The sequence below is a fragment of the Sphaerospermopsis aphanizomenoides BCCUSP55 genome (genome assembly GCF_001586785.1).
GTDB classification, from domain to species: Bacteria; Cyanobacteriota; Cyanobacteriia; order Cyanobacteriales; family Nostocaceae; genus Sphaerospermopsis_A; species Sphaerospermopsis_A aphanizomenoides_A.
Genome location: NZ_LUFH02000108.1, coordinates 1 through 19,277 on the forward strand (window position 1 = coordinate 1; position 19,277 = coordinate 19,277).

Sequence of the window (19,277 nt, forward strand, 5' to 3'; positions counted from 1 at the left end):
ATTGCAAATAATAAGGGTTTGAAAAGATAAATTTATCAACAAATTTTTAGAGGGATATTTTTATTAGTCCACTGTAAATACTCGTTGTATCGTTGAGTAATTCCAGCTGTTATCTTCAGCTAGAAAAAAGAGAACCGTAGTTACGAAAAAAGAATTAAAGCACCTCATTATTATTGCCGCCGTAAACACCTATGATAACAGGCTGTTTGTTGGTTATGCTTCAAAGATTTCTGGTCTTTCAATAATGAACCATTCATGATACAAAATTGCTAGAAAGAAGTTTTCATTTTTCAGGCGGTCACACACTGCCATAAAACCAGAAAAGAAGGGATCATCTTCATAAGTAGTATCAGATAAAAATAGTGTGAGTGATTTCTTATCTTCAGCCCAAATGGAACGGATTATGGAAATATTGGGGTGATGAGATTTATCTACAGGTAATAATACTGGATATCCATCAATTTCCATAAATTCTGGTTCTTCATATCGCAAAACTGATGACCAATTTTCTGGACCTTCGTGTTTCTCGATAATCCTATCCCATCTAACCAGTTTGATTTTTTCTAATGTTTCTGGTGATAAATCTGATAATTTCATATCTTTTACCAAATCAAAAACTGAAAGTGATTGCTGTCAAACCAAGTTCTAAATTAATGTTACAAATTCTCATAAAGCTTACTCATCATAACTTTTGCCAAGCCTGTACAAATGCAATACTACTTTCCCAATTGACTGTTTTGTTAAGCAAACACTGGGTGAATATATCCTTTATAGCTTTTAATTCCTGTGGTGTCAGAGTCAAAGCTAAACGATCTAAATAACTTGGTCGGTTTGCATTGGTAGTAAACAAACGATTCAGAAAAGCCGATGTAATGTGCATTGACGTTGAATTCTTCTCCAGCACCACTTCCACTTTCAAACCTGCTACTTCAAAAGACGTTCGCAAATCCTCAGCGTTCCAATTCAGCATTGGGTCGGAAGAATTAGTATAAATCGCTTCCTCTGCCGTCACTAAACGAGCGTACAACTTAGCACCAAGCTTTTGCTCATCCAGCAAACGATAAAGTCTTTGTGTATGCTTTGGTACAGTTTCTGCCAGTACAATTCTTCCTGTCTGGGGTAGGATTTGAGCTAAAATTTGAGCAGCAGCGTTTTTATCAGGCTCGTTTACTAACGCATTTCGACCAATTATATAGTCGAAATTTACACCTAACGCTTGAGAAGCTAATACAGCAGGTAAGTCAGTTATCTGTGCATTTATTACCATTGGTCGTCTGATTTCGTCCAAGGTCACAGCTTGTTCACGTAAAGCTTGGGCATCACTTTCACTGCGAACACAAGCATAAACTCCACCTTCTGGGACATGACGAACTGCTTCCCAGGTCAGTAAACCAGTACCTGCATTGATGTCTAAAACGACATGATGACGCTGTAATTGAGCAATGGTGAAAATGCGATCGCGTACCGTCGCTAACTGTGTGCCTATTTGGGAAAGTGTGCGTTGCAACCAACGTTCTGAAGCTGCATCTGTATTGCTGTAGGTGAGGATTTCTATTGGTTCAGTACCTAAGCCGGACACCATAGCCGCAAGTTGAGCTTCACGGCGACGTGCTACCTGTACGTTAATTTCTCCCTCAAAACCTTGGGTTGATGGTTGGTAAAATACCTGTCCTTGCAAACTGGCTGGCAGATATTGTTGCGCTACCCAATGGTCACGATAAGCGTGAGGGTAAAGATAACCTGCACCATGCCCAAAACCTTTTTGATCACGATTGGCATCTTTGAGATGGGTGGGAACTTCTGCTTCTCGTTCCTGCTCAACTACTGCTAAAGCATCGAAGAAGCCCATAATACTGTTGGACTTGGGTGCAGTTGCTAAATAAAGGGCTGCTTGGGCTAAATGATAACGTCCTTCTGGCATTCCTACACGGTCAAATGCTTCTGCACAGGCATTTACTATCACCACAGCTTGGGGGTCAGCTAGTCCGACATCTTCACTGGCTAAAATCAACATCCGTCGGAAGATAAAGCGTGGGTCTTCCCCGGCGTAAACCATTTTTGCCAACCAGTATAATGCTGCATCTGGGTCAGAACCACGCAAGCTTTTAATGAAGGCACTGATAGTATCGAAATGAACATCACCTTCTTTGTCGTATAAAACGGCTCGTTGTTGAATGGATTCTTCTGCAACTGCTAATGTGATATGAATAACGCCCGTGGTATTGGCTGATGTTGACTGTTGAGTTTTCGGGGTGAATGGTGAATCTTCAACAGTTAATGGTGTTGTTTCTACAGCTAATTCCAAAGCATTTAATAATGAACGAGCATCACCGTTAGCAACATTAATTAGATGAGCCAAAGCATCAGGGTCGATTTTGATTGCTAAGTTTCCATAACCACGCTGTTTATCATTTAATGTTTGTTCAACTACACGATATAAGTCTTGCTCGTTGAGTGGTTTTAGTTGAAAAATACGTGAACGACTAACGAGTGCTTTATTAACTTCAAAGTAAGGATTTTCTGTTGTTGCCCCAATTAAGGTGACTGTACCATTTTCTACCCAAGGTAGTAGGGCATCTTGTTGGGATTTATTAAAGCGATGGACTTCATCTACAAACAAAATCGTTTTTTGGTTATGGTATTTGCGTTGTTCTTGGGCTGTTTCAATGGCTGCACGAATTTCTTTTACTCCAGATAGTACAGCGTTAATGGCAATAAAATAAGCGCGGGTAGTGTTGGCAATTACACGGGCAAGTGTAGTTTTGCCAGTTCCTGGTGGCCCGTAAAAAATTAGTGATGATAGTTGGTCTAAACTAATAGCACGTCGTAGGAGTCGTCCTTGTCCGATGATATGGTCTTGACCAATAAATTCGTCTAGAGTTCGGGGACGCATTCGTGCTGCTAGTGGTGCTTCTGTTTCTGTTATTTGAATCAAATGTTGGTCAAATAAATCCATAAATTATGTGAAAATTTGGTCAAATAGGATCGCTATATCAAGAACCTAACTATGTTCCGATACGTGATAATCCTATAGTTTTATCTGTAGGTAATACAGGATGGCAGAGCAAAATTAATTACACATAGTTATTGAAAACCAAAATCTCTGTATTCCTTACTTCCTGATCCTTCATGTTCGCTCTTTTAAATATGAAATTTGTTTGGCACAACTACTTAATACCGATCTAACCGGAATTGATATGACTCCTGCTGTAGCAGCATAATAATTATTACTCTATTAAAGCAAAAAAATGTTTGATGTGGAAAACCTACATTTTATTCTCATAAATTTCAACTTATTTTATCCAGAAATTCTCAAAATTCTGATTTTTATCTCTACTACTTTATATCAAATCATTGCTTGTTGGTTAGAAGACCGCACACCCCCACCAGGTCAAAGGGTAGATGTGGGAGGCTACCATTTACATTATGTTACTGCTGGTGAAGGTTCTCCAACTATTGTGGTAGACCATAGTTTAGGGGGAGTTGAAGGTTATTTATTACTAGAAGAATTAGCAAAAATTTCACGGGTTTGTATTTATGATCGGGCTGGTTTTGGTTGGAGTGATATTAGTCCCTATCCCCGTACCAGTAATCAAATTGTAGCTGAACTTGAGCAAATGCTAACTTGTGCAGGATTAGAACCGCCCTATATTTTGATTGGTAATTCTTTTGGTAGTTATAATATGCGTCTTTATGCCCATCTTTTCCCGGAAAAAGTCCTGGGAATGGTACTGACTGATGGTTTACATGAATCTGGGATGTTGCAAATGTCTTTTGCTCTCAAAGGTCTACAATTATTTTTTATTTCTGGGTTTTTAATGTCTATTTTTGGTTCTAGTTTAGGGTTAATTAGAGTCATGAATAAAATCGGTGTATTTGAATTAATTAAACCAGAATTACGTAATTGTTCAGTTTCATCTCTACAATTAGTTAAACGCTCTTTTTGTCGTCCTAAGCATTGGCTGACTATGACTCAAGAAATTATGGGTTTAGCTGCTAGTGGTCGTCAATTACGCTGCGCTAATGATTTCAAAAATTTGCCTATTGTCAGTATTAAAGCTCAGTCATTTTTTAAACCTTCTCTGATTACTGCCTTTCTACCTTTGAAAACAGCGAATAAATTACGCGAACGCATTCATTTAGAATTACTCAATTTGTCAAATAACTGCATTCAAATTAACGCAGAAAAGAGCGGTCATTTTGTTTGGATTGATCAACCAGAAGTAATCATCACCGCAGTTAAATTACTTTTGAAATAGTTATTTACAGTAGATTGCAAATGAGGTACAGAATATAAATTGAAACCTATACACAAAGCAAGTTTTACTTCTGACTCCTGACTTTTGACTTCTAATAGCGTAGTGTGGCGTAAGCCATATTCTCCCGCATATCATGTTTACCTAATCACTTTGTCAGCGAACTTATGATAAATAAAACCACCCAATTTCAAATAATTCCGTATCAAAACACTGATAGCTTTAACCAACGAGTGAGCAATTTCTTACTGCGGAATGAAGCTTTACATCATGCCATGCTATCTCAGTTTTACACAATCACTCATTCGGCACAAACTTTACAGCAATGCCCGGAATTAATTACTCTTGAATCCAATGGAGAAATTTTAGCGGTGGCAATAAATAATGCAGGAAATCGCGTTTTTATTTCCATGCTGACTCATCTTGATGCAGTGGATTTATTAGCACAACATTTGCAGAAGTATGGTACTTTATCAATGGTGAATGCTCCACCTAATATCGCTCAACACTTTGCCCAAGTCTGGACTCAGCTTACCGGGCAAGTTCATAAATTAGAAATGACACTGTGTGCTTATCGTTTGCAACAACTTCATCCTTTTACCTGGGCAAAAGGCCAACTACGACCAGCCACCACAGCAGATATCTCTCTCGTTAACCAATGGTTTGTTGCTTTTTTTGAAGAAGCTCTCGGTAGCCTTGCACATTATAGTCAGGATTGGGTAAATCAGCAGATCCATGAAGGTCATGTTTTTCTGTGGGAAGATGGTGTCCCGGTATCAATGGGATGCAAAATGGGGGAAGTTGCCAATGGATATCGAGTTTCATTTATTTTTACCCCTCCAGAATATCGGCAAAAGGGCTATGGAAAAACCTGCACAGCAGCCGTGACTAAACAGTTATTAGATGATGGTCAGCGTTACTGCTTTTTGTATGCTGATAAAAACAATACTGTAACTAAACTGATGTATGAAGCGATTGCGCGGAGCGCAGCGCCGGAGGCGATCGGCTATGAATTAATGGGAGAAACACAAAACTACCTGTTTACATCAAGCCCCTAGTAAGCTGTTAAACATTTAAGAAAGCACATTGAGGCAGTTTCCCGATTTAGCGCGATTGTATATCAAAGAGTTTGAAAAACCAAATTTAGCAGCTTCTACGGAATATCTGCAAAATTGCCAGGGGTTGCGAAGTTCTGACCCGGAAGCAGTGGCTTGGATTATTGCCGGTACAATTAATTTTTATTATTTGATGATGGAATTGTTACATGGTAAACATGAATTGACGATGACTAGCGATCGCTTAACTGAAGCTTTAATTGAGTTGCTTTTTCCCGAAGGTAATGGACAATAAATTACAGTTCTAGTTATCAACAATGATCCATGAATAACACAGAAGTAATTGTAATTGGTAGCGGTATTGGCGGTTTGAGTTGTGCTGCACTGTTGGCACATTATGGAATTGATGTCACAGTAGTAGAAAGCCACTCTATCGCTGGTGGTGCGGCTCATGCTTTTGAACGCAACGGTTACAAATTTGAGTCTGGACCATCTTTATATTCTGGTTTATCCTATACCCCTTCCCCTAACCCCCTACGTCAAGTTTTAGATGCTATTGGGGAAGATTTACCTTGTGTTAATTACAATACATGGGGTTGTTATTTACCAGAGGGAAATTTTGATACTCAAGTGGGTACTGACCAATTTTGTCAGGTGTTACAACAACTGCGAGGAGATAAAGCTGTAGCAGAATGGCGTAAACTTCAGGAAATTATGACACCTTTAGGTAAAAGTGCGATCGCTCTCCCACCTGCTGCTTTACGTTATGATTTAGGAGCAGTGTTAACAGTGGGTAAATTTGCCCCGGCTTTACTGCAACAGGCTGCTAATGTGATTAAATTAACAGGGTCTTTTTCTAACATTATTGATGGTGTAATTACAGATCCATTTATTCGTAACTGGTTAGATTTACTTTGTTTTTTGTTATCAGGATTACCTGCAAATGGGACAATAGCCGCAGAAGTGGCGTTTATGTTTGCAGACTGGTATCGTCTTGGTGTGCAGTTAGATTATCCTGTAGGTGGTAGTGGTGCGATCGTTGATGCTTTAGTCAGAGGTTTGACTAAAAACGGTGGTAAGTTAATTTTAAACGCCCATGTGGAACAGGTTTTAGTAGAAAATAACCGTGCTGTGGGTGTGCGTCTGCGGAATGGTCAGGAAATTAAAGCCAGTAAAGCAGTTGTTTCTAATGCTTCTGTGTGGGATACCCTTAAACTTATTCCTCCTGGTGCTTTACCTCAAAGGTATGTAGAACAACAACAAAAAACACCTGAATGTGATAGTTTTATGCACTTACATTTAGGAATTGATGCCACAGGATTACCAGAAAATTTGGGTATTCATTATATTGTAGTTAATGATTGGGAAAAAGGCGTGACTGCACCGCAAAATGTGGTGTTGATATCTATTCCTTCAGTTCTGGATTCATCTTTAGCACCACCAGGAAAGCACGTAATTCATGTTTATACACCTGGAAATGAACCTTATAAAATTTGGCAAGGAATAGAAAGAAATAGCGAAGAATATAAATTATTAAAACAAGAACGTGCGGAAGTAATGTGGCAAGCTTTAGAAAGAATTATTCCTGATATTCGTTCTCGTTGTGAAGTTAGTTTGGTGGGTACTCCCCTTACTCATGGGCGTTTTTTACGTCGTCATCATGGTAGTTATGGACCTGCGATAGTTGCAGGAAAGGGTTTATTTCCTGGTGCAACTACTCCTTTATCGGGGTTGTTGTGTTGTGGAGATTCAACTTTTCCCGGAATAGGTTTACCTGCTGTGGCTGCAAGTGGGATGATCGCTGCAAATACTATTGTTTCGGTACAGCAACATTTACAATTACTTAATGATATTGGGTAATTGGTAATTGGTAATAGGGAAAAGGCAATTATTAACCAACTATTTACATCATAAATGATTACCCTGAAACATGGTATATCTACAAAGTAGAGTTTTGTTTATTTCTTAGTCTAATGAAGTACAAAATCATCTGCGTTTATCTGCGTCCATCTGCGTTTAACTATTACTCCTTGTACCTCACTTAAATAAGAATTACTATAAATTCATCCAGTTTTGTAACAACATTTCCAACTTCTATAAATTCATGAAAATTTTTGTTCCAGGGCGTTTATGTTTATTTGGTGAACATACTGATTGGGCGGGTGGTTATCGTCGTCAAAATCCCCAATTAGCAAAGGGTTACACTTTGTTAGTAGGTACTAATCAAGGATTATATGCTGAGGTGAAATCTCATCCTACTAATTTGATGATTAAAACTTCTCTAAATAATGGTAATTATCAAATCTTGAATTTACCAATGGAGAAGCAAACTTTACTTAATCAGGCTGAAAAAGGTGGCTTTTTTAGTTATGCTGCGGGGGTTGCTTATCAAATTTTAAATCATTATCAAGTTGCAGGTTTGGAAATTGATAATTATTTCACAGATTTACCTATTCAAAAAGGTCTTTCTTCTAGTGCTGCTATTTGTGTTTTAGTTGCCAGGGCATTTAATCAAGTATATCAATTAAATTTGAGTCGTCAAGAAGAAATGGAATTTGCCTATTTAGGAGAAATTACTACACCTTCTCAATGTGGGAGAATGGATCAGGCTTGTGCTTATGGTAATCAACCTATTGCGATGATTTTTGATGGTGATGATACGGAAGTCATTGAGTTAAAAGTTCCCCAAGATTTATATTTTGTAATTGTGGATCTTGCTGCTGCTAAAAATACTCAGGTTATTTTGAGTAAATTAAATGAATGTTATCCTTTTGCTGAGAACGAATTACAAAAGAATGTGCAACAGTTTTTGGGTAAAATTAGTTATGAAATTACCCAAGCTGCAATTGAGGCTTTACAAACAGGTGATGCTGAAAAAATTGGTATGCTGATGAAACAAGCACAGGCAGATTTTGATCAATATCTGATTCCTGCTTGTAGGGAAGAGTTAACTGCTCCTGTTCTGCATCAACTGTTGAATTATGCACCAATTCAAGAGTATATTTACGGTGGTAAGGGTGTAGGTTCTCAAGGAGATGGAACAGCGCAATTTATTGTCAAAAATGAAGAATGTCAAGATACAATTATAGATATAATTAATCGTGACTTTCCACAAATGCAATGTTTAAAATTAACAATTTACAGCAGGTAAATCATAAGACGATGTTTTAAAACTCTTACTCTCTGCGACTCTGCGTGACATAAATTCATATTCAAACACACTAAAAATTGTATTTCACTTTCTTTTAAAATACTGTATGCTAACACATAAAATCAAAAAAGCTGTAATTCCTGCTGCTGGATTTGGTACTAGATTATTTCCAGCCACCAAAGTTGTAAAAAAAGAACTTTTCCCAATTATTGACAAAGATGGTAGAGCTAAACCTGTGATTTTGGCAATTGTGGAAGAAGCGATAAATGCGGGAATTTCTGAAGTCGGGATAGTGGTTCAACCAGATGATAGTGAAATATTTACAGAATTGTTTAAATTTCCACCCAAACCGGAATTATTCGCTAAACTTTCACCCGAAAATCAAGAATATAGTCAATATTTGCAAGAATTAGGAAGTAGAATTACAATCTTAACTCAAACAGAACAGGAAGGCTATGGTCATGCTGTTTTTTGTGCTAAAGATTGGGTAGGAAATGAGCCTTTTTTGTTGATGTTAGGGGATCATGTTTATAAGTCAGATATAGAAATATCTTGTGCTGGACAAATATTAGATATTTATGCAAACGTTAATCATAGCGTGATGGGGTTGACAACAATGCCAGCAGAAATTATTCATAAAGCTGGGTGTGTTGCTGGTGTTTGGAATGATGATCAATCTTTGCTTTCTTTAACCCAAATTTATGAAAAGCCTAGTGTTGAATATGCACGGGAAAATTTGCGGGTTGAGGGGATGGGAGATGATGAGTTTTTATGTGTATTTGGTTTATATTTACTGACACCGCAGATATTTGATTTTTTGGCAGAAAGTATCAATCAAAATTTACGAGAACGGGGTGAATTTCAGTTAACTTCTTGTTTGGAGAAATTGCGTCAACGGGAGGGAATGACGGGGTATGTTGTCAAGGGTAAATGTTTTGATACGGGTTTACCTGATGCTTATCGTCAGACTATGATTGATTTTAGGATGGGATAAAGGAATTTTTCTCTTGTTCAGCAGCAAAAGCAAGACAAGCTTTAATATCTTCAGATGTCAGTTCTGAAAAGTCTTCAAGAATTTCGGCTTGTGTCATTCCACCTGCTAAATATTCTAGAATATCATACACAGTAATACGCATTCCGCGAATACAAGGTTTACCACTGCGTTTTCCAGGTTCAATAGTAATAATATCTTGATAATTCATATTTTCGCTTTCTTTTTAATCTTTGCTTATTATATCCTAACCACCTAAACTATATTCACTAGAATGTTTGTATCAATAACAAAGCGCAATTCATCCATTCTGAATAATCTCATCTAAAATCTCTTGAGTTAAACCCCTGTCTTGAGCTTGTTCTTGGATTTCTTGAATAATGTCATCTAGGGATTTATCTTGAATAATTAGTTTGAGCAAGTCGTTAATAATAGTCTGAATTTTTTGCTGTTTTTGTGGCGCTGCTTCTTGATAAGCTTTGGCTAGTTCAGCATCAACTTTAATGGCAATTGTTTCCATATTTTGAGCAGAAGAATAAGTTACACTTATTTAATTATAGCATTTCATATTGATTTATTTAATTTTACGATAGCGATCGCTTGTTGAAAAGAAAGGGCGATCGCACTTACTCAGCTTCCTCTGCATACTTATCTAAAACACTATCTAATAAATATGATAAATGATTGTCCTTTGCTAATTCTTGAACACTCTCATAGGAAAGGTATGTACACCTTTCTGATAAAGGTGCTACATCCAACAATGAAAATACAGGCCGTCGAATCTCTTGAAAAACCTTGTCTCGTCGCTCAGGAGGTGCAACTATATGCAGCTTTATGTTCATGTTTGGTTGAAGTGCAAGCAAATCTGCCATTCTGAGAATACCCGAATAGATTGAAGTAGTATGTTCAACCTCAAAAGCACGAACAATAGAGCGTCCTTTTAGCCACAATACATCAATTTGCTCAATAGTTTTGAGTGTTGTTTCATCATAATTGAGAGGCAATACCTCTAACAAAACATTGTTTTGATCCTTCCATTCTGTTAGAATTGCGCTTCTATCGCTACGAGGTAGCCAAATTTTCATTCCCATTTGAGAACCAATACTGGCAAGCAAAGATTGTATTTTTATTGATTCACGTAATTCTGGCTGATGTACAGTGCTTTCAATTTCATTTTTTGTATCTTGAGGAACGGTAACACTTACAACTTTATCTAGCCGATGAATACGATGTGTAATTAATTTCTGATACTCATCCTCATCAATTTCAAAAAGTTCCTCTCCATCTACTTGTGCCAGAATCAACTTTTCAAGCAAATGTCCATCATTGTCATTCAATGGATTAAGGCTACGGCGAAGCTTACCTGTCCAGTTCTTCGATTTACTATTATCAAAATCTTTAGTGAAGGATAAATGATCCCAAACTCTATTATCATGGATCGGAATTGCTTTTTCTTTGGGCAGCCATACAAGCGGCTTAACTTTGAAACGAATTACATAAGGGTCATCTTGGGTAACGAAGATTGGAGTCTTATCTGAAAAGTATTCGCTTTGAACTTCCAACACACCTATCCACCGGGATAGTTTAGTCATATAACAGATGAACTTGTCACCTACCTTAATTCGGTTTGCTGCATTTTCTTGATGTTCAGGAAAGCCAGAAATATCACGAGATGATTTTGAGAATGCTTCATAAGTGTCTGGTGAGAAGATATTTAAGTAGTACGCCAATTTATGATGCTCCTTTTAGTCTGATGCTCCTAAATAATTGTATGTTATAAAATATAATCTGTTTTCACCGTGTATAAGGTTGTGCTGTAGTCAGGTTAAGTATAAATCTGTAATGCTTGATATTAAAAGTACATAGCATAGCACCTCTACTACAATTACTCAATGATATTCTCTAGTAGCCATCGCTTATTGATAGAGAAAGGACAGAGGGAGAGATCACTTTCCCTATAGGTTGCTTTCCTTAACTCAAGCTAAAAGAGGAGCGATATGTTCTTTGTGTCTTTGTGGTTCAACCAATCGTTATTCTTCTGATGGGAGGGGAGTAGGAAAGTTGCACACCCACTTTGTGTATGATAGTATTTATGTATTATCGTGTATTCATAAAAAAATGGGATCTCAAACATTTGATTTTCTGACTGAAAGCTTTTTATTCCGTGATGATTTTATCAATGATAACTTCAGAACAATTTCTGAACAGGAGATATTACAGGAACTAGATAAATACAGAGAGTTTTGTTTATCCAAAAAGTCAGAAATCGAAGAAGAAGTTATAAAAAATACATCTAATCTAAATATGCTCTCAGGTATGGAAATGCCTGATCTCAGTTTATTGAAACAAAGTGCTTTTTATGTAAATCAATACATAATAAACGATCCTATTTTCTCTCTTGGATATAGAGAAAATGAATTTACTACTGCATTCAAGTCCTCTCTGGGAATAATAGAAGAACCACTGGACAGGAGTACACTGTCACAAGTAGTAAGTTACGTTAAACAACTGACTCCAATGGTTAGTGCCGACTACGTGAAGTTCCTGCCTATTAATAGTTTTTTAGAGCCGCCAGAACAATTACCTCTACTTTATTCAGAAAATTTATTTTCTGATATTTTACCTCAACCCTTACTCGATTTTTTTTATAACAATACTAATATAAAATCCGTAGAGCGTTTACCTAATTATCCACAAGCACTTCGCTTAAATGAATTGCAACTATGTAGAGAAATTATGATTAGTTTTAATAATCATACAGATAGTGGTTATTTCTATGTTTTATACGAACCAGATTTTGAATTGCTTGATCAAGAAAGTGGTAAATTTGAAGCTCACATGATTCTGCCTGATGAACCACCCGACATAGATTTTTTCAGAAATTGGGTAACTCAGTCTTTTAATTCATCCTGCAAGCAAATTTATGATGAACTTTTTTTGAAAAACGTAATTGCCAGTAACTATAGAGCCTCTTATTTGGCTGAATCACAATTTGTATTTGATTTACTTAGTCAGTTCTTCCCTACAAAAAACAATATTCCAATAAATACAGCTAATATTGTGCTTAATATGAAATTACCTTTTTTAGAAAATGTTGATATTGCAAAAATAATGGAAATTCGGATGAATTACGGTGAAGAATTTCAAAATTTTCGTGTGCATCTCGAAAAACAATTTAAAGATTTAAGATTAGTGAAAGATCCACAAGAACTAAAAATTAAAGTTGAAAATGCTCTTCATGAGTTAACAGAAGTTCAGATTCATGCAATTACTCAAAAAATGAGACAAATGAGAAAAACAAGTCTATTTGTTGATGGACTCATTCTCTCAGGTAGCTTATTAGCTGCTATTCAAACTGGTGAATGGAGTATAGCAGGATTATCTGCGGTTCTCGCTACAGTTGCAAGAGGAGTCAAGCCTTTCATAGATTACGAAAATCAGATTAAACAAAATCCAGCATTCTTTCTTTGGAAGGTAAAAAATCATTAAAATAGGCATCTTAGCAGCAATACCGTAAACAGTATAAATTTACATATTGTATATTTCACTTTTATTGATTAAACCCAATCAAAAGTCCTACTAACCGCCTTCTTCCACAACCGATAACAACCTTCCCTCTCCACCTCATCCATCTTCGCTTCCCAAGTCTGATCCAAAAGCCAATTCTCAGACAACTCCTGCAAACTCCCCCAGAAACCAGTCGCCAAACCAGCAGCATAAGCCGCCCCTAACGCTGTAGTTTCTGCTACCTGGGGACGAATCACAGGCACACCTAACACATCACTTTGAAACTGCATCAGCAGGTTGTTATAAACCATCCCCCCATCTACCTTCAAAGCCGTTAAATTTACCTGCGCGTCTTCCCTCATGGCATCTAAAACCTCACGAGTCTGCCATGCTGTAGCTTCTAACACCGCACGGGCAATATGACCTTTATTTGTGTAGCGAGTCATCCCCACAATTACACCTCTGGCATCATTGCGCCAATAGGGAGCAAATAACCCAGAAAAAGCCGGGACAAAATAAACACCACCATTATCTGTAACTGTACTGGCTAATGCTTCTACCTCTGCACTGGTTTGAATTAATCCCAAATTGTCACGCAACCATTGAACCAAAGCACCAGCAATAGCTATACTCCCCTCCAAAGCATAAACCGCCGCCCTATCCCCCAATTTGTAAGCTACCGTTGTTAATAAACCATGTTGGGAAAATACGGCTTGTTCACCTGTATTCAATAACATAAAACAACCAGTACCATAAGTATTTTTAGCATCACCGACCTGAAAACAAGTTTGTCCCATTAAAGCAGCTTGTTGATCTCCTAAGTCAGCAGCAATGGGAACTCCTGCCAAAATACCCGTAGCTTGACCATAAATAGCTGAGGATGGGCGAATTTCTGGTAACATCTGCCTGGGAATACCCATAATTTCCAATATTTCCCCTTCCCAGTCCAGAGTGTTTAAGTTCATCAACAAGGTACGACTAGCATTTGTGACATCGGTGATATGTAAACCCCCTGCTGTACCACCTGTTAAATGCCAAATCAAAAAAGTATCAATTGTGCCAAAAATAGCATCACCATTTTCTGCTGCGGCTTTTAATCCTGGTATATTTTCTAGCAACCATTTAATTCTCGGTGCGCTGAAGTAGGTAGCAATTGGTAAACCAGTAGTAGGGCGAAAATAGTCTATTCCCAAATCTTTGACTAATTGATTACAAATATAATCAGTTCTGGTATCTTGCCAAACAATGGCGTTATAGTAAGGTTCGCCTGTGTGTTTATTCCAAACTACGATAGTTTCCCGTTGATTGGTAATGCCAACGGCTGTGATTTCAGCCACAGTAATATTACTTTTATCTAAGGCATCTTTAATTACAGCTTGAGTACATGACCAAATTTCCAGGGGGTCGTGTTCTACCCAACCCGGTTGGGGGTAAATTTGCTGATGTTCTTTTTGGGCATAGTCAACAATTTTACCCTGTTTATCAAAAATCATGAAGCGGGTGCTAGTTGTTCCTTGATCAATGGCTGCTACGTATTTGGTCATGGTTGTTTGTTGCTGGGCTATGCACTGTTTATACAAAATGGATAATTAACAATTTTCAAGATGCGATGGCTACGCCCGCCGTAAGTCCTGCGGACAGGCTACGCCAACGCGAAGCGTCTCGCAGAGAAGGCATCGCAACGGAAAAACTGGATTTTATTGAGAATGGAGCTATGTAATTGAGAATTTAACCCCGATCTCACATTTTCGCGTTGCTCCCAAAAGAATTTTACACACAGTGAAGTAGTTCATGGTGCAGTTTTCTGACTGTGCAAAAAAAATTTGTAGTACACTCTTGACATCAAGTAGTATTTATATTACAAATGTAATATCAACACAAACGCCTCCACAAAAGGCAAAACAAAAACCACGCTGCTTGGGTCTGTAGCTCTAATGGTAGAGTTCCTGGATTCACTTATGTCCTGACAGAAAAAGCTTACATACTTGCTCAATAGTAGAGCGATCGTCTTTTAAACGATAGGTGCAGGTGCGATTCCTGCGGTGTTACCACAGCTTTTTCAACTTACATGAGGTGTGAGTGCAACTCTCACAGGGAGGGTATCGGTTCAATCCCGATCAGATCCATCAATAACAATTTGTAATTTAAAAAGAGGTGATAACAATGGTTCATATTCGATTTGAGGGGCGTTCAGTGGATGTTACAGAAACACAACTGGGAATTACAGCAGGGATGAATGATGTAGTAGTTAAGGAACAGGTTGCTCGACATTTAGATGTGAAAAGCGATAGCGAAGCGCTCCGTAGGAATCGCCTTTCTAATTACATAATTGATCGTCGTCCCAGTGGTGATTTGATCATCCGTCCTGAAGCTGTTTATGGTTAAAGTATTTTATTATTCCGCGCCCCGAAAGAAGAAACATACATACACATTTATAACGGTTCTAAGGTAGCAAAATTCGAGCAATCGAGCAAGCGAAGCATGATTATTAAATCTCTCGCAGATTTAGCGTGCGTGTCCACTGCCAATATTTGGTAAGAACAACCGTAGCTGTAAAAAGTTTCTTGAACTTGCACGGATTCATTTAATATTTCGCGCCCTAACTTGTAAAGCCTACACACCATCCGGTAACGGATTACAGGTTCGATTCCTGTCGCTCCCGTTGATGGGAGTGTAGCCTAATTGGTAAAGGCAATTGTGAAAACCGCTTTGCTGACTTGTGCGAAATTCTCATTATTTAAATTGTATTTAACTCAATCACCTATAAGGAGGTCAAACTGATGATGTTCGCTAAATCATTTGCAACAAAAAACCAATTTTTACAACTGCATTTGCATTTTAACAACGTGAGATATGAGCGAACATCGTTTGAGCGAAATTGTGATTGAACGTCCTCGTGGTGGGAGAAGAATTAGTCTAAAAAAGTTGACTGGCTTTAAAAAGCAATTACAAAAAATCACCGAAGAAGCAACTGAGGATGGATTATTTAATTCCTACCTGATTAAACCCACAAAAAAATCCAAATATCTTTCAGATCATCTCGGTCCTTTGCGTCGGTTTCTGCGTTCAAAAGTTGGACAACCCTGGAACGATGTTTACAGCGAATTGTGCCAAAAATTAGACACCAGCACAATGGCAGGACAGCACGTAATTGGTCATCTATGGGACTACGTTGAACGCCATGTAGAAATCATTGATGGTCAGATTTATAGCAAGTCTTACCGATGGAATCGAATTCGGTTAGATGGAAGTTACTGTGACCGTTTTTACATCCATCCTGAAACTGGAATTCTTTGTGCAGTTCAGAAAGTAACCCGAAAGCAAAAGCAACAGCAAAAACAAACCGATATTGTCATCATTGATAATTATCATCAATATCAGAAGGTAAACGATATTTGGTATTTAATTACTTTTGCAGATTTTCCACCGTCACCAACTGATTATGTCACGGATGTTATCAAAGGTGTAATTCATTGTTCAACTGCAATTTCTAGAGGTCAAAAAACTTATGCTGCCAAAAAACAGCAATGTAGCAAGAAAGAAATTCGATGGATTTTGATGCCTCCAAAATTCTCCACTAAACTCTGTTGAATAGCTTCAATTGATGCCACTTCTTTAGGCTTTGGCTGATGAAGATTGCTTTTCTTGGCTTTACCAGATTTAGTTTCAAATCCCTCTCTACCAGACGCTACGTGAACAGACATAAAGCTTCATTCCTTGAGTTTTTCCTTGAGAGCATTGAATTTTTCTCACTTATTTTGCTCTGATGTCAAGTACATTTTTGATATAGTCGCTTATGCTTATCTTGCCGCTTTTGTCAAGTTCATATTATACCAAATTAGATGAGCTTACCCTGCTCCTTCTCTGCGTTCTCTGCGCCTCTGCGGTTCGATAAAAAACCATAATCACCTACCTAACATTCTATCCCGTAAATGCTTAATGCGATCGCGCAACTTTGCAGCTTCTTCAAATTCCATCTTTTTCGCAGCTTCTTTCATCTGTTTTTCTAACAGCGTAATTAACTCAGGAATATCCTCCAAAGCTAACTCATCTAAATGTTCATCTACCACCTGAAAATCATTAGCATTTAACCTGCGCGACACATCTAAAAATGATAAAATCGCATTACTTGATTTTTTCACAATTGGTTGCGGAGTAATACCATGCATTTTGTTATAAGCCATTTGAATTCCTCTTCTTCTATCAGTTTCATCAATGGCTTTAATCATGCTATCTGTTAACTTATCAGCATACATAATCGCCTGTCCGCGAATATGACGCGCAGCCCGGCCAATAGTTTGAATTAAGGAACGTTCTGCACGCAAAAATCCTTCTTTATCAGCATCCATAATTGCCACTAAAGACACTTCCGGTAAATCTAAACCTTCCCGCAGTAAGTTTACACCCACCAATACATCAAACTGACCATTTCTTAAATCTTGTAAAATTTCAATTCTCTGAATGGAATTAATCTCCGAATGCAAATATCTAACTTTAATTCCTTTATCTTCCAAATATTCTGTTAAATCTTCCGCCATGCGTTTAGTTAAAGTAGTAATTAACACCCTTTCTTTACGTTCAACTCTATCTTTAATTTCTCCTAATAAATCATCAACTTGTCCTTCTGTGGGACGGACAAATATTTCTGGGTCTACTACTCCCGTTGGTCTAATGACTTGTTCTACAATCTTATCTTCAGAAATTTCTAATTCCCAATTTCCTGGAGTTGCAGACACGAAAATACATTGATTAACTTTTTGCCAAAATTCCTCTGCTTTTAAAGGACGGTTATCCGCCGCACTGGGAAGACGAAAGCCATGATCAATTAAAACCTTTTTCCGCGCTTGGTCGCCGTTGTACATTCCCCGAATTTGAGGAACAGTCACATGAGATTCATCAATTACTAATAACCAATCTTTGGGAAAATAATCAATTAAACATTCTGGCGGTTCTCCCGCTAGTCTCCCTGCTAAATGACGGGAATAATTTTCTACCCCGTTACAATATCCCACCTCGCGCAACATTTCTAAATCATAGCGAGTACGTTGATCTATGCGTTGGGCTTCAACTAATTTTCCTAATTCTTCTAATGTTAATTTTTGGTCTTTTAATTCGGCAGCGATATCTGCACAAGCAATTTCTAACCGTTCTTCTGGGGTAACAAAGTGACGCGCAGGGTAAATATTTACTGCTTGCAAACTGCTAATAATTTCCCCAGTTACGGGGTCAATATAACGTATTGCGTCAATTTCATCTCCAAAAAATTCAACGCGAATGATGCGGTCTTCATAAGCTGGGCCAATTTCTAATACATCACCGCGAACACGGAATTTTCCCCGACCCATTTCTACATCGTTGCGGCTATACTGCACAGATGTCAAATCTCGCAAAATTTGCCGTTGATCAACTTCCATTCCTATTTGTAAAGGAATTGCAGCTTTGAGATATTCAGCCGGCATTCCTAAACCGTAAATGCAGCTAATGGAAGCAACAACTATCACATCACGACGTTCAAACAAAGAACGGGTTGCAGAATGTCGCAACATATCTATTTCATCATTAATCGCCGCTGTCTTTTCAATATATGTATCGGTGACAGGAATATAAGCTTCTGGTTGGTAATAGTCGTAATAGCTGACGAAATACTCAACTGCATTGTTGGGGAAAAATTCCCGCAACTCGTTACATAATTGTGCAGCTAGGGTTTTATTATGTGCCAGAACTAAGGTAGGTTTACCGACTTTTTCAATGACTGCGGCGATAGAAAAAGTCTTACCAGTTCCTGTTGCACCAAGTAAAGTTTGGTAACGACTACCTGCTTGGACGCTGGTGACAAGTTGAGCGATCGCCTGTGGTTGATCACCTGTAGGAGTAAAAGGAGCTTGAAGACTAAATTCTGTCATAACCGTTTTGCTAAAAACACCCTTTCCCATAGTAGCTATACAAGGGTGTAGGGGTGTAAGGGTGTAGGGGTGTAAGGGTGTAGGGTGTAGGGTGTAGGGGTTTTTCTTATTCCATTCACCTATCCTCCGAAAACCTTATTTTTTCGTTTTTTTGCGTAAGTCCTAAGAAAAACACAATTTTTACTTCTGCCTCTTGCATTCTAGCTTGTGTCATACAACCAAATGTTTAGCAATAGTTGGTTACACAGTTGGTTACATAAGTTAATAGTTTAAGTTTACTTATGTATCAGTTTTGAAGAAACTTATATCTGTGCGTGGTTTTTTGGAGTTACACTCTCATATATAGGAAAAGTGCGATTCGTTGTGAGTGAATCACGATATCCAGTTCGTAAATAACCTCACCAACCCTACCTA

The 19,277-nt window shown here is 37.9% G+C and carries 16 protein-coding genes and 1 tRNA gene; 10 read left to right on the forward strand and 7 right to left on the reverse strand.

Going from position 1 to position 19,277, the window contains the following annotated elements; translation table 11 throughout:
- Positions 1 to 213 precede the first annotated feature (213 nt).
- Both A0J48_RS22020 and A0J48_RS22025 read right to left on the reverse strand, forming a co-directional pair.
- The gene (locus A0J48_RS22020; RefSeq protein ID WP_200326729.1) at positions 214 to 597 is read right to left on the reverse strand and encodes a hypothetical protein; all 384 of its coding nucleotides are present in this window, start codon (positions 595 to 597) and stop codon (positions 214 to 216) included.
- 85 nt (positions 598 to 682) lie between these two features.
- Entirely contained in the window at positions 683 to 2,956 is a 2,274-nt protein-coding gene (locus A0J48_RS22025; RefSeq protein WP_200326730.1) for an AAA family ATPase, read from the reverse strand.
- A 292-nt stretch (positions 2,957 to 3,248) separates the two neighbouring features.
- On the opposite strand from A0J48_RS22025, the gene A0J48_RS22030 reads away from it, so the two are divergent.
- From A0J48_RS22030 to A0J48_RS22055, 6 genes are all read left to right on the forward strand, one after another.
- Positions 3,249 to 4,259 carry an alpha/beta fold hydrolase gene (locus tag A0J48_RS22030; RefSeq protein ID WP_200326731.1) on the forward strand — a complete coding sequence of 337 codons (1,011 nt, stop codon included), beginning with the start codon at positions 3,249 to 3,251 and terminating at the stop codon, positions 4,257 to 4,259.
- 164 nt (positions 4,260 to 4,423) lie between these two features.
- Positions 4,424 to 5,314, forward strand: a complete 891-nt coding sequence (locus A0J48_RS22035; protein WP_200326732.1) for a GNAT family N-acetyltransferase — start codon at positions 4,424 to 4,426, stop codon at positions 5,312 to 5,314.
- A 28-nt stretch (positions 5,315 to 5,342) separates the two neighbouring features.
- Complete coding sequence (locus A0J48_RS22040; protein ID WP_200326733.1) at positions 5,343 to 5,606, forward strand: hypothetical protein; 264 nt, start codon at positions 5,343 to 5,345, stop codon at positions 5,604 to 5,606.
- A 29-nt stretch (positions 5,607 to 5,635) separates the two neighbouring features.
- Entirely contained in the window at positions 5,636 to 7,171 is a 1,536-nt protein-coding gene (locus tag A0J48_RS22045; RefSeq protein ID WP_200326734.1) for a phytoene desaturase family protein, read from the forward strand.
- Positions 7,172 to 7,415: 244 nt separating this feature from the next.
- Positions 7,416 to 8,462, forward strand: coding sequence for a mevalonate kinase family protein (locus A0J48_RS22050; protein WP_200326735.1), 1,047 nt, complete (start codon positions 7,416 to 7,418; stop codon positions 8,460 to 8,462).
- A 106-nt stretch (positions 8,463 to 8,568) separates the two neighbouring features.
- On the forward strand, positions 8,569 to 9,456 hold the full coding sequence (locus tag A0J48_RS22055; RefSeq protein ID WP_200326736.1) for a sugar phosphate nucleotidyltransferase: 888 nt from the start codon (positions 8,569 to 8,571) through the stop codon (positions 9,454 to 9,456).
- Here the strand turns inward: A0J48_RS22055 and A0J48_RS22060 are convergent.
- The 3 genes from A0J48_RS22060 to A0J48_RS22070 form a co-directional block, all read right to left on the reverse strand.
- Positions 9,443 to 9,664 (reverse strand): DUF433 domain-containing protein, encoded by a 222-nt coding sequence (locus A0J48_RS22060; RefSeq protein ID WP_200326737.1) that lies wholly within the window; start codon positions 9,662 to 9,664, stop codon positions 9,443 to 9,445. The genes A0J48_RS22055 and A0J48_RS22060 overlap by 14 nt on opposite strands.
- Before the next feature lie 90 nt (positions 9,665 to 9,754).
- Positions 9,755 to 9,973 (reverse strand): hypothetical protein, encoded by a 219-nt coding sequence (locus tag A0J48_RS22065; RefSeq protein ID WP_200326738.1) that lies wholly within the window; start codon positions 9,971 to 9,973, stop codon positions 9,755 to 9,757.
- 106 nt (positions 9,974 to 10,079) lie between these two features.
- The gene (locus A0J48_RS22070) at positions 10,080 to 11,183 is read right to left on the reverse strand and encodes an EVE domain-containing protein (protein ID WP_200326739.1); all 1,104 of its coding nucleotides are present in this window, start codon (positions 11,181 to 11,183) and stop codon (positions 10,080 to 10,082) included.
- A 388-nt stretch (positions 11,184 to 11,571) separates the two neighbouring features.
- Between A0J48_RS22070 and A0J48_RS22075 the strand changes: the two genes are divergently transcribed.
- A complete protein-coding gene (locus A0J48_RS22075) occupies positions 11,572 to 12,942 on the forward strand; it encodes a hypothetical protein (protein WP_200326740.1) in 1,371 nt (456 codons plus the stop codon).
- Between the two features lie 68 nt (positions 12,943 to 13,010).
- Here the strand turns inward: A0J48_RS22075 and glpK are convergent, their stop codons facing one another.
- On the reverse strand, positions 13,011 to 14,504 hold the full coding sequence (gene glpK / locus A0J48_RS22080; RefSeq protein WP_200326741.1) for a glycerol kinase GlpK: 1,494 nt from the start codon (positions 14,502 to 14,504) through the stop codon (positions 13,011 to 13,013).
- Positions 14,505 to 14,940: 436 nt separating this feature from the next.
- On the opposite strand from glpK, the gene A0J48_RS22085 reads away from it, so the two are divergent.
- The 3 genes from A0J48_RS22085 (at position 14,941) to A0J48_RS22095 (ending at position 16,551) form a co-directional block, all read left to right on the forward strand.
- Positions 14,941 to 15,011: transfer RNA gene (locus A0J48_RS22085), tRNA-Lys, on the forward strand.
- Positions 15,012 to 15,123: 112 nt separating this feature from the next.
- On the forward strand, positions 15,124 to 15,345 hold the full coding sequence (locus A0J48_RS22090; protein ID WP_200326742.1) for a hypothetical protein: 222 nt from the start codon (positions 15,124 to 15,126) through the stop codon (positions 15,343 to 15,345).
- Positions 15,346 to 15,813: 468 nt separating this feature from the next.
- Positions 15,814 to 16,551 carry a hypothetical protein gene (locus A0J48_RS22095; RefSeq protein WP_200326743.1) on the forward strand — a complete coding sequence of 246 codons (738 nt, stop codon included), beginning with the start codon at positions 15,814 to 15,816 and terminating at the stop codon, positions 16,549 to 16,551.
- A gap of 314 nt (positions 16,552 to 16,865) precedes the next feature.
- On the opposite strand, the gene uvrB is transcribed toward A0J48_RS22095, so the two are convergent.
- On the reverse strand, positions 16,866 to 18,863 hold the full coding sequence (uvrB, locus tag A0J48_RS22100; RefSeq protein ID WP_200326744.1) for an excinuclease ABC subunit UvrB: 1,998 nt from the start codon (positions 18,861 to 18,863) through the stop codon (positions 16,866 to 16,868).
- Between the last annotated feature and the right edge of the window lie 414 nt (positions 18,864 to 19,277).

What these genes read in the sequence shown, in the direction of transcription:
- A0J48_RS22020 (WP_200326729.1), bottom strand. Translation starts at nt 597, where the DNA reads ATGAAATTATCAGATTTATCACCAGAAACATTAGAAAAAATCAAACTG.
- A0J48_RS22025 (WP_200326730.1), bottom strand. Translation starts at nt 2,956, where the DNA reads ATGGATTTATTTGACCAACATTTGATTCAAATAACAGAAACAGAAGCA.
- A0J48_RS22030 (WP_200326731.1), top strand. Translation starts at nt 3,249, where the DNA reads ATGTTTGATGTGGAAAACCTACATTTTATTCTCATAAATTTCAACTTA.
- A0J48_RS22035 (WP_200326732.1), top strand. Translation starts at nt 4,424, where the DNA reads ATGATAAATAAAACCACCCAATTTCAAATAATTCCGTATCAAAACACT.
- A0J48_RS22045 (WP_200326734.1), top strand. Translation starts at nt 5,636, where the DNA reads ATGAATAACACAGAAGTAATTGTAATTGGTAGCGGTATTGGCGGTTTG.
- A0J48_RS22050 (WP_200326735.1), top strand. Translation starts at nt 7,416, where the DNA reads ATGAAAATTTTTGTTCCAGGGCGTTTATGTTTATTTGGTGAACATACT.
- A0J48_RS22055 (WP_200326736.1), top strand. Translation starts at nt 8,569, where the DNA reads ATGCTAACACATAAAATCAAAAAAGCTGTAATTCCTGCTGCTGGATTT.
- A0J48_RS22060 (WP_200326737.1), bottom strand. Translation starts at nt 9,664, where the DNA reads ATGAATTATCAAGATATTATTACTATTGAACCTGGAAAACGCAGTGGT.
- A0J48_RS22065 (WP_200326738.1), bottom strand. Translation starts at nt 9,973, where the DNA reads ATGGAAACAATTGCCATTAAAGTTGATGCTGAACTAGCCAAAGCTTAT.
- A0J48_RS22075 (WP_200326740.1), top strand. Translation starts at nt 11,572, where the DNA reads ATGGGATCTCAAACATTTGATTTTCTGACTGAAAGCTTTTTATTCCGT.
- glpK (WP_200326741.1), bottom strand. Translation starts at nt 14,504, where the DNA reads ATGACCAAATACGTAGCAGCCATTGATCAAGGAACAACTAGCACCCGC.
- A0J48_RS22090 (WP_200326742.1), top strand. Translation starts at nt 15,124, where the DNA reads ATGGTTCATATTCGATTTGAGGGGCGTTCAGTGGATGTTACAGAAACA.
- A0J48_RS22095 (WP_200326743.1), top strand. Translation starts at nt 15,814, where the DNA reads ATGAGCGAACATCGTTTGAGCGAAATTGTGATTGAACGTCCTCGTGGT.
- uvrB (WP_200326744.1), bottom strand. Translation starts at nt 18,863, where the DNA reads ATGACAGAATTTAGTCTTCAAGCTCCTTTTACTCCTACAGGTGATCAA.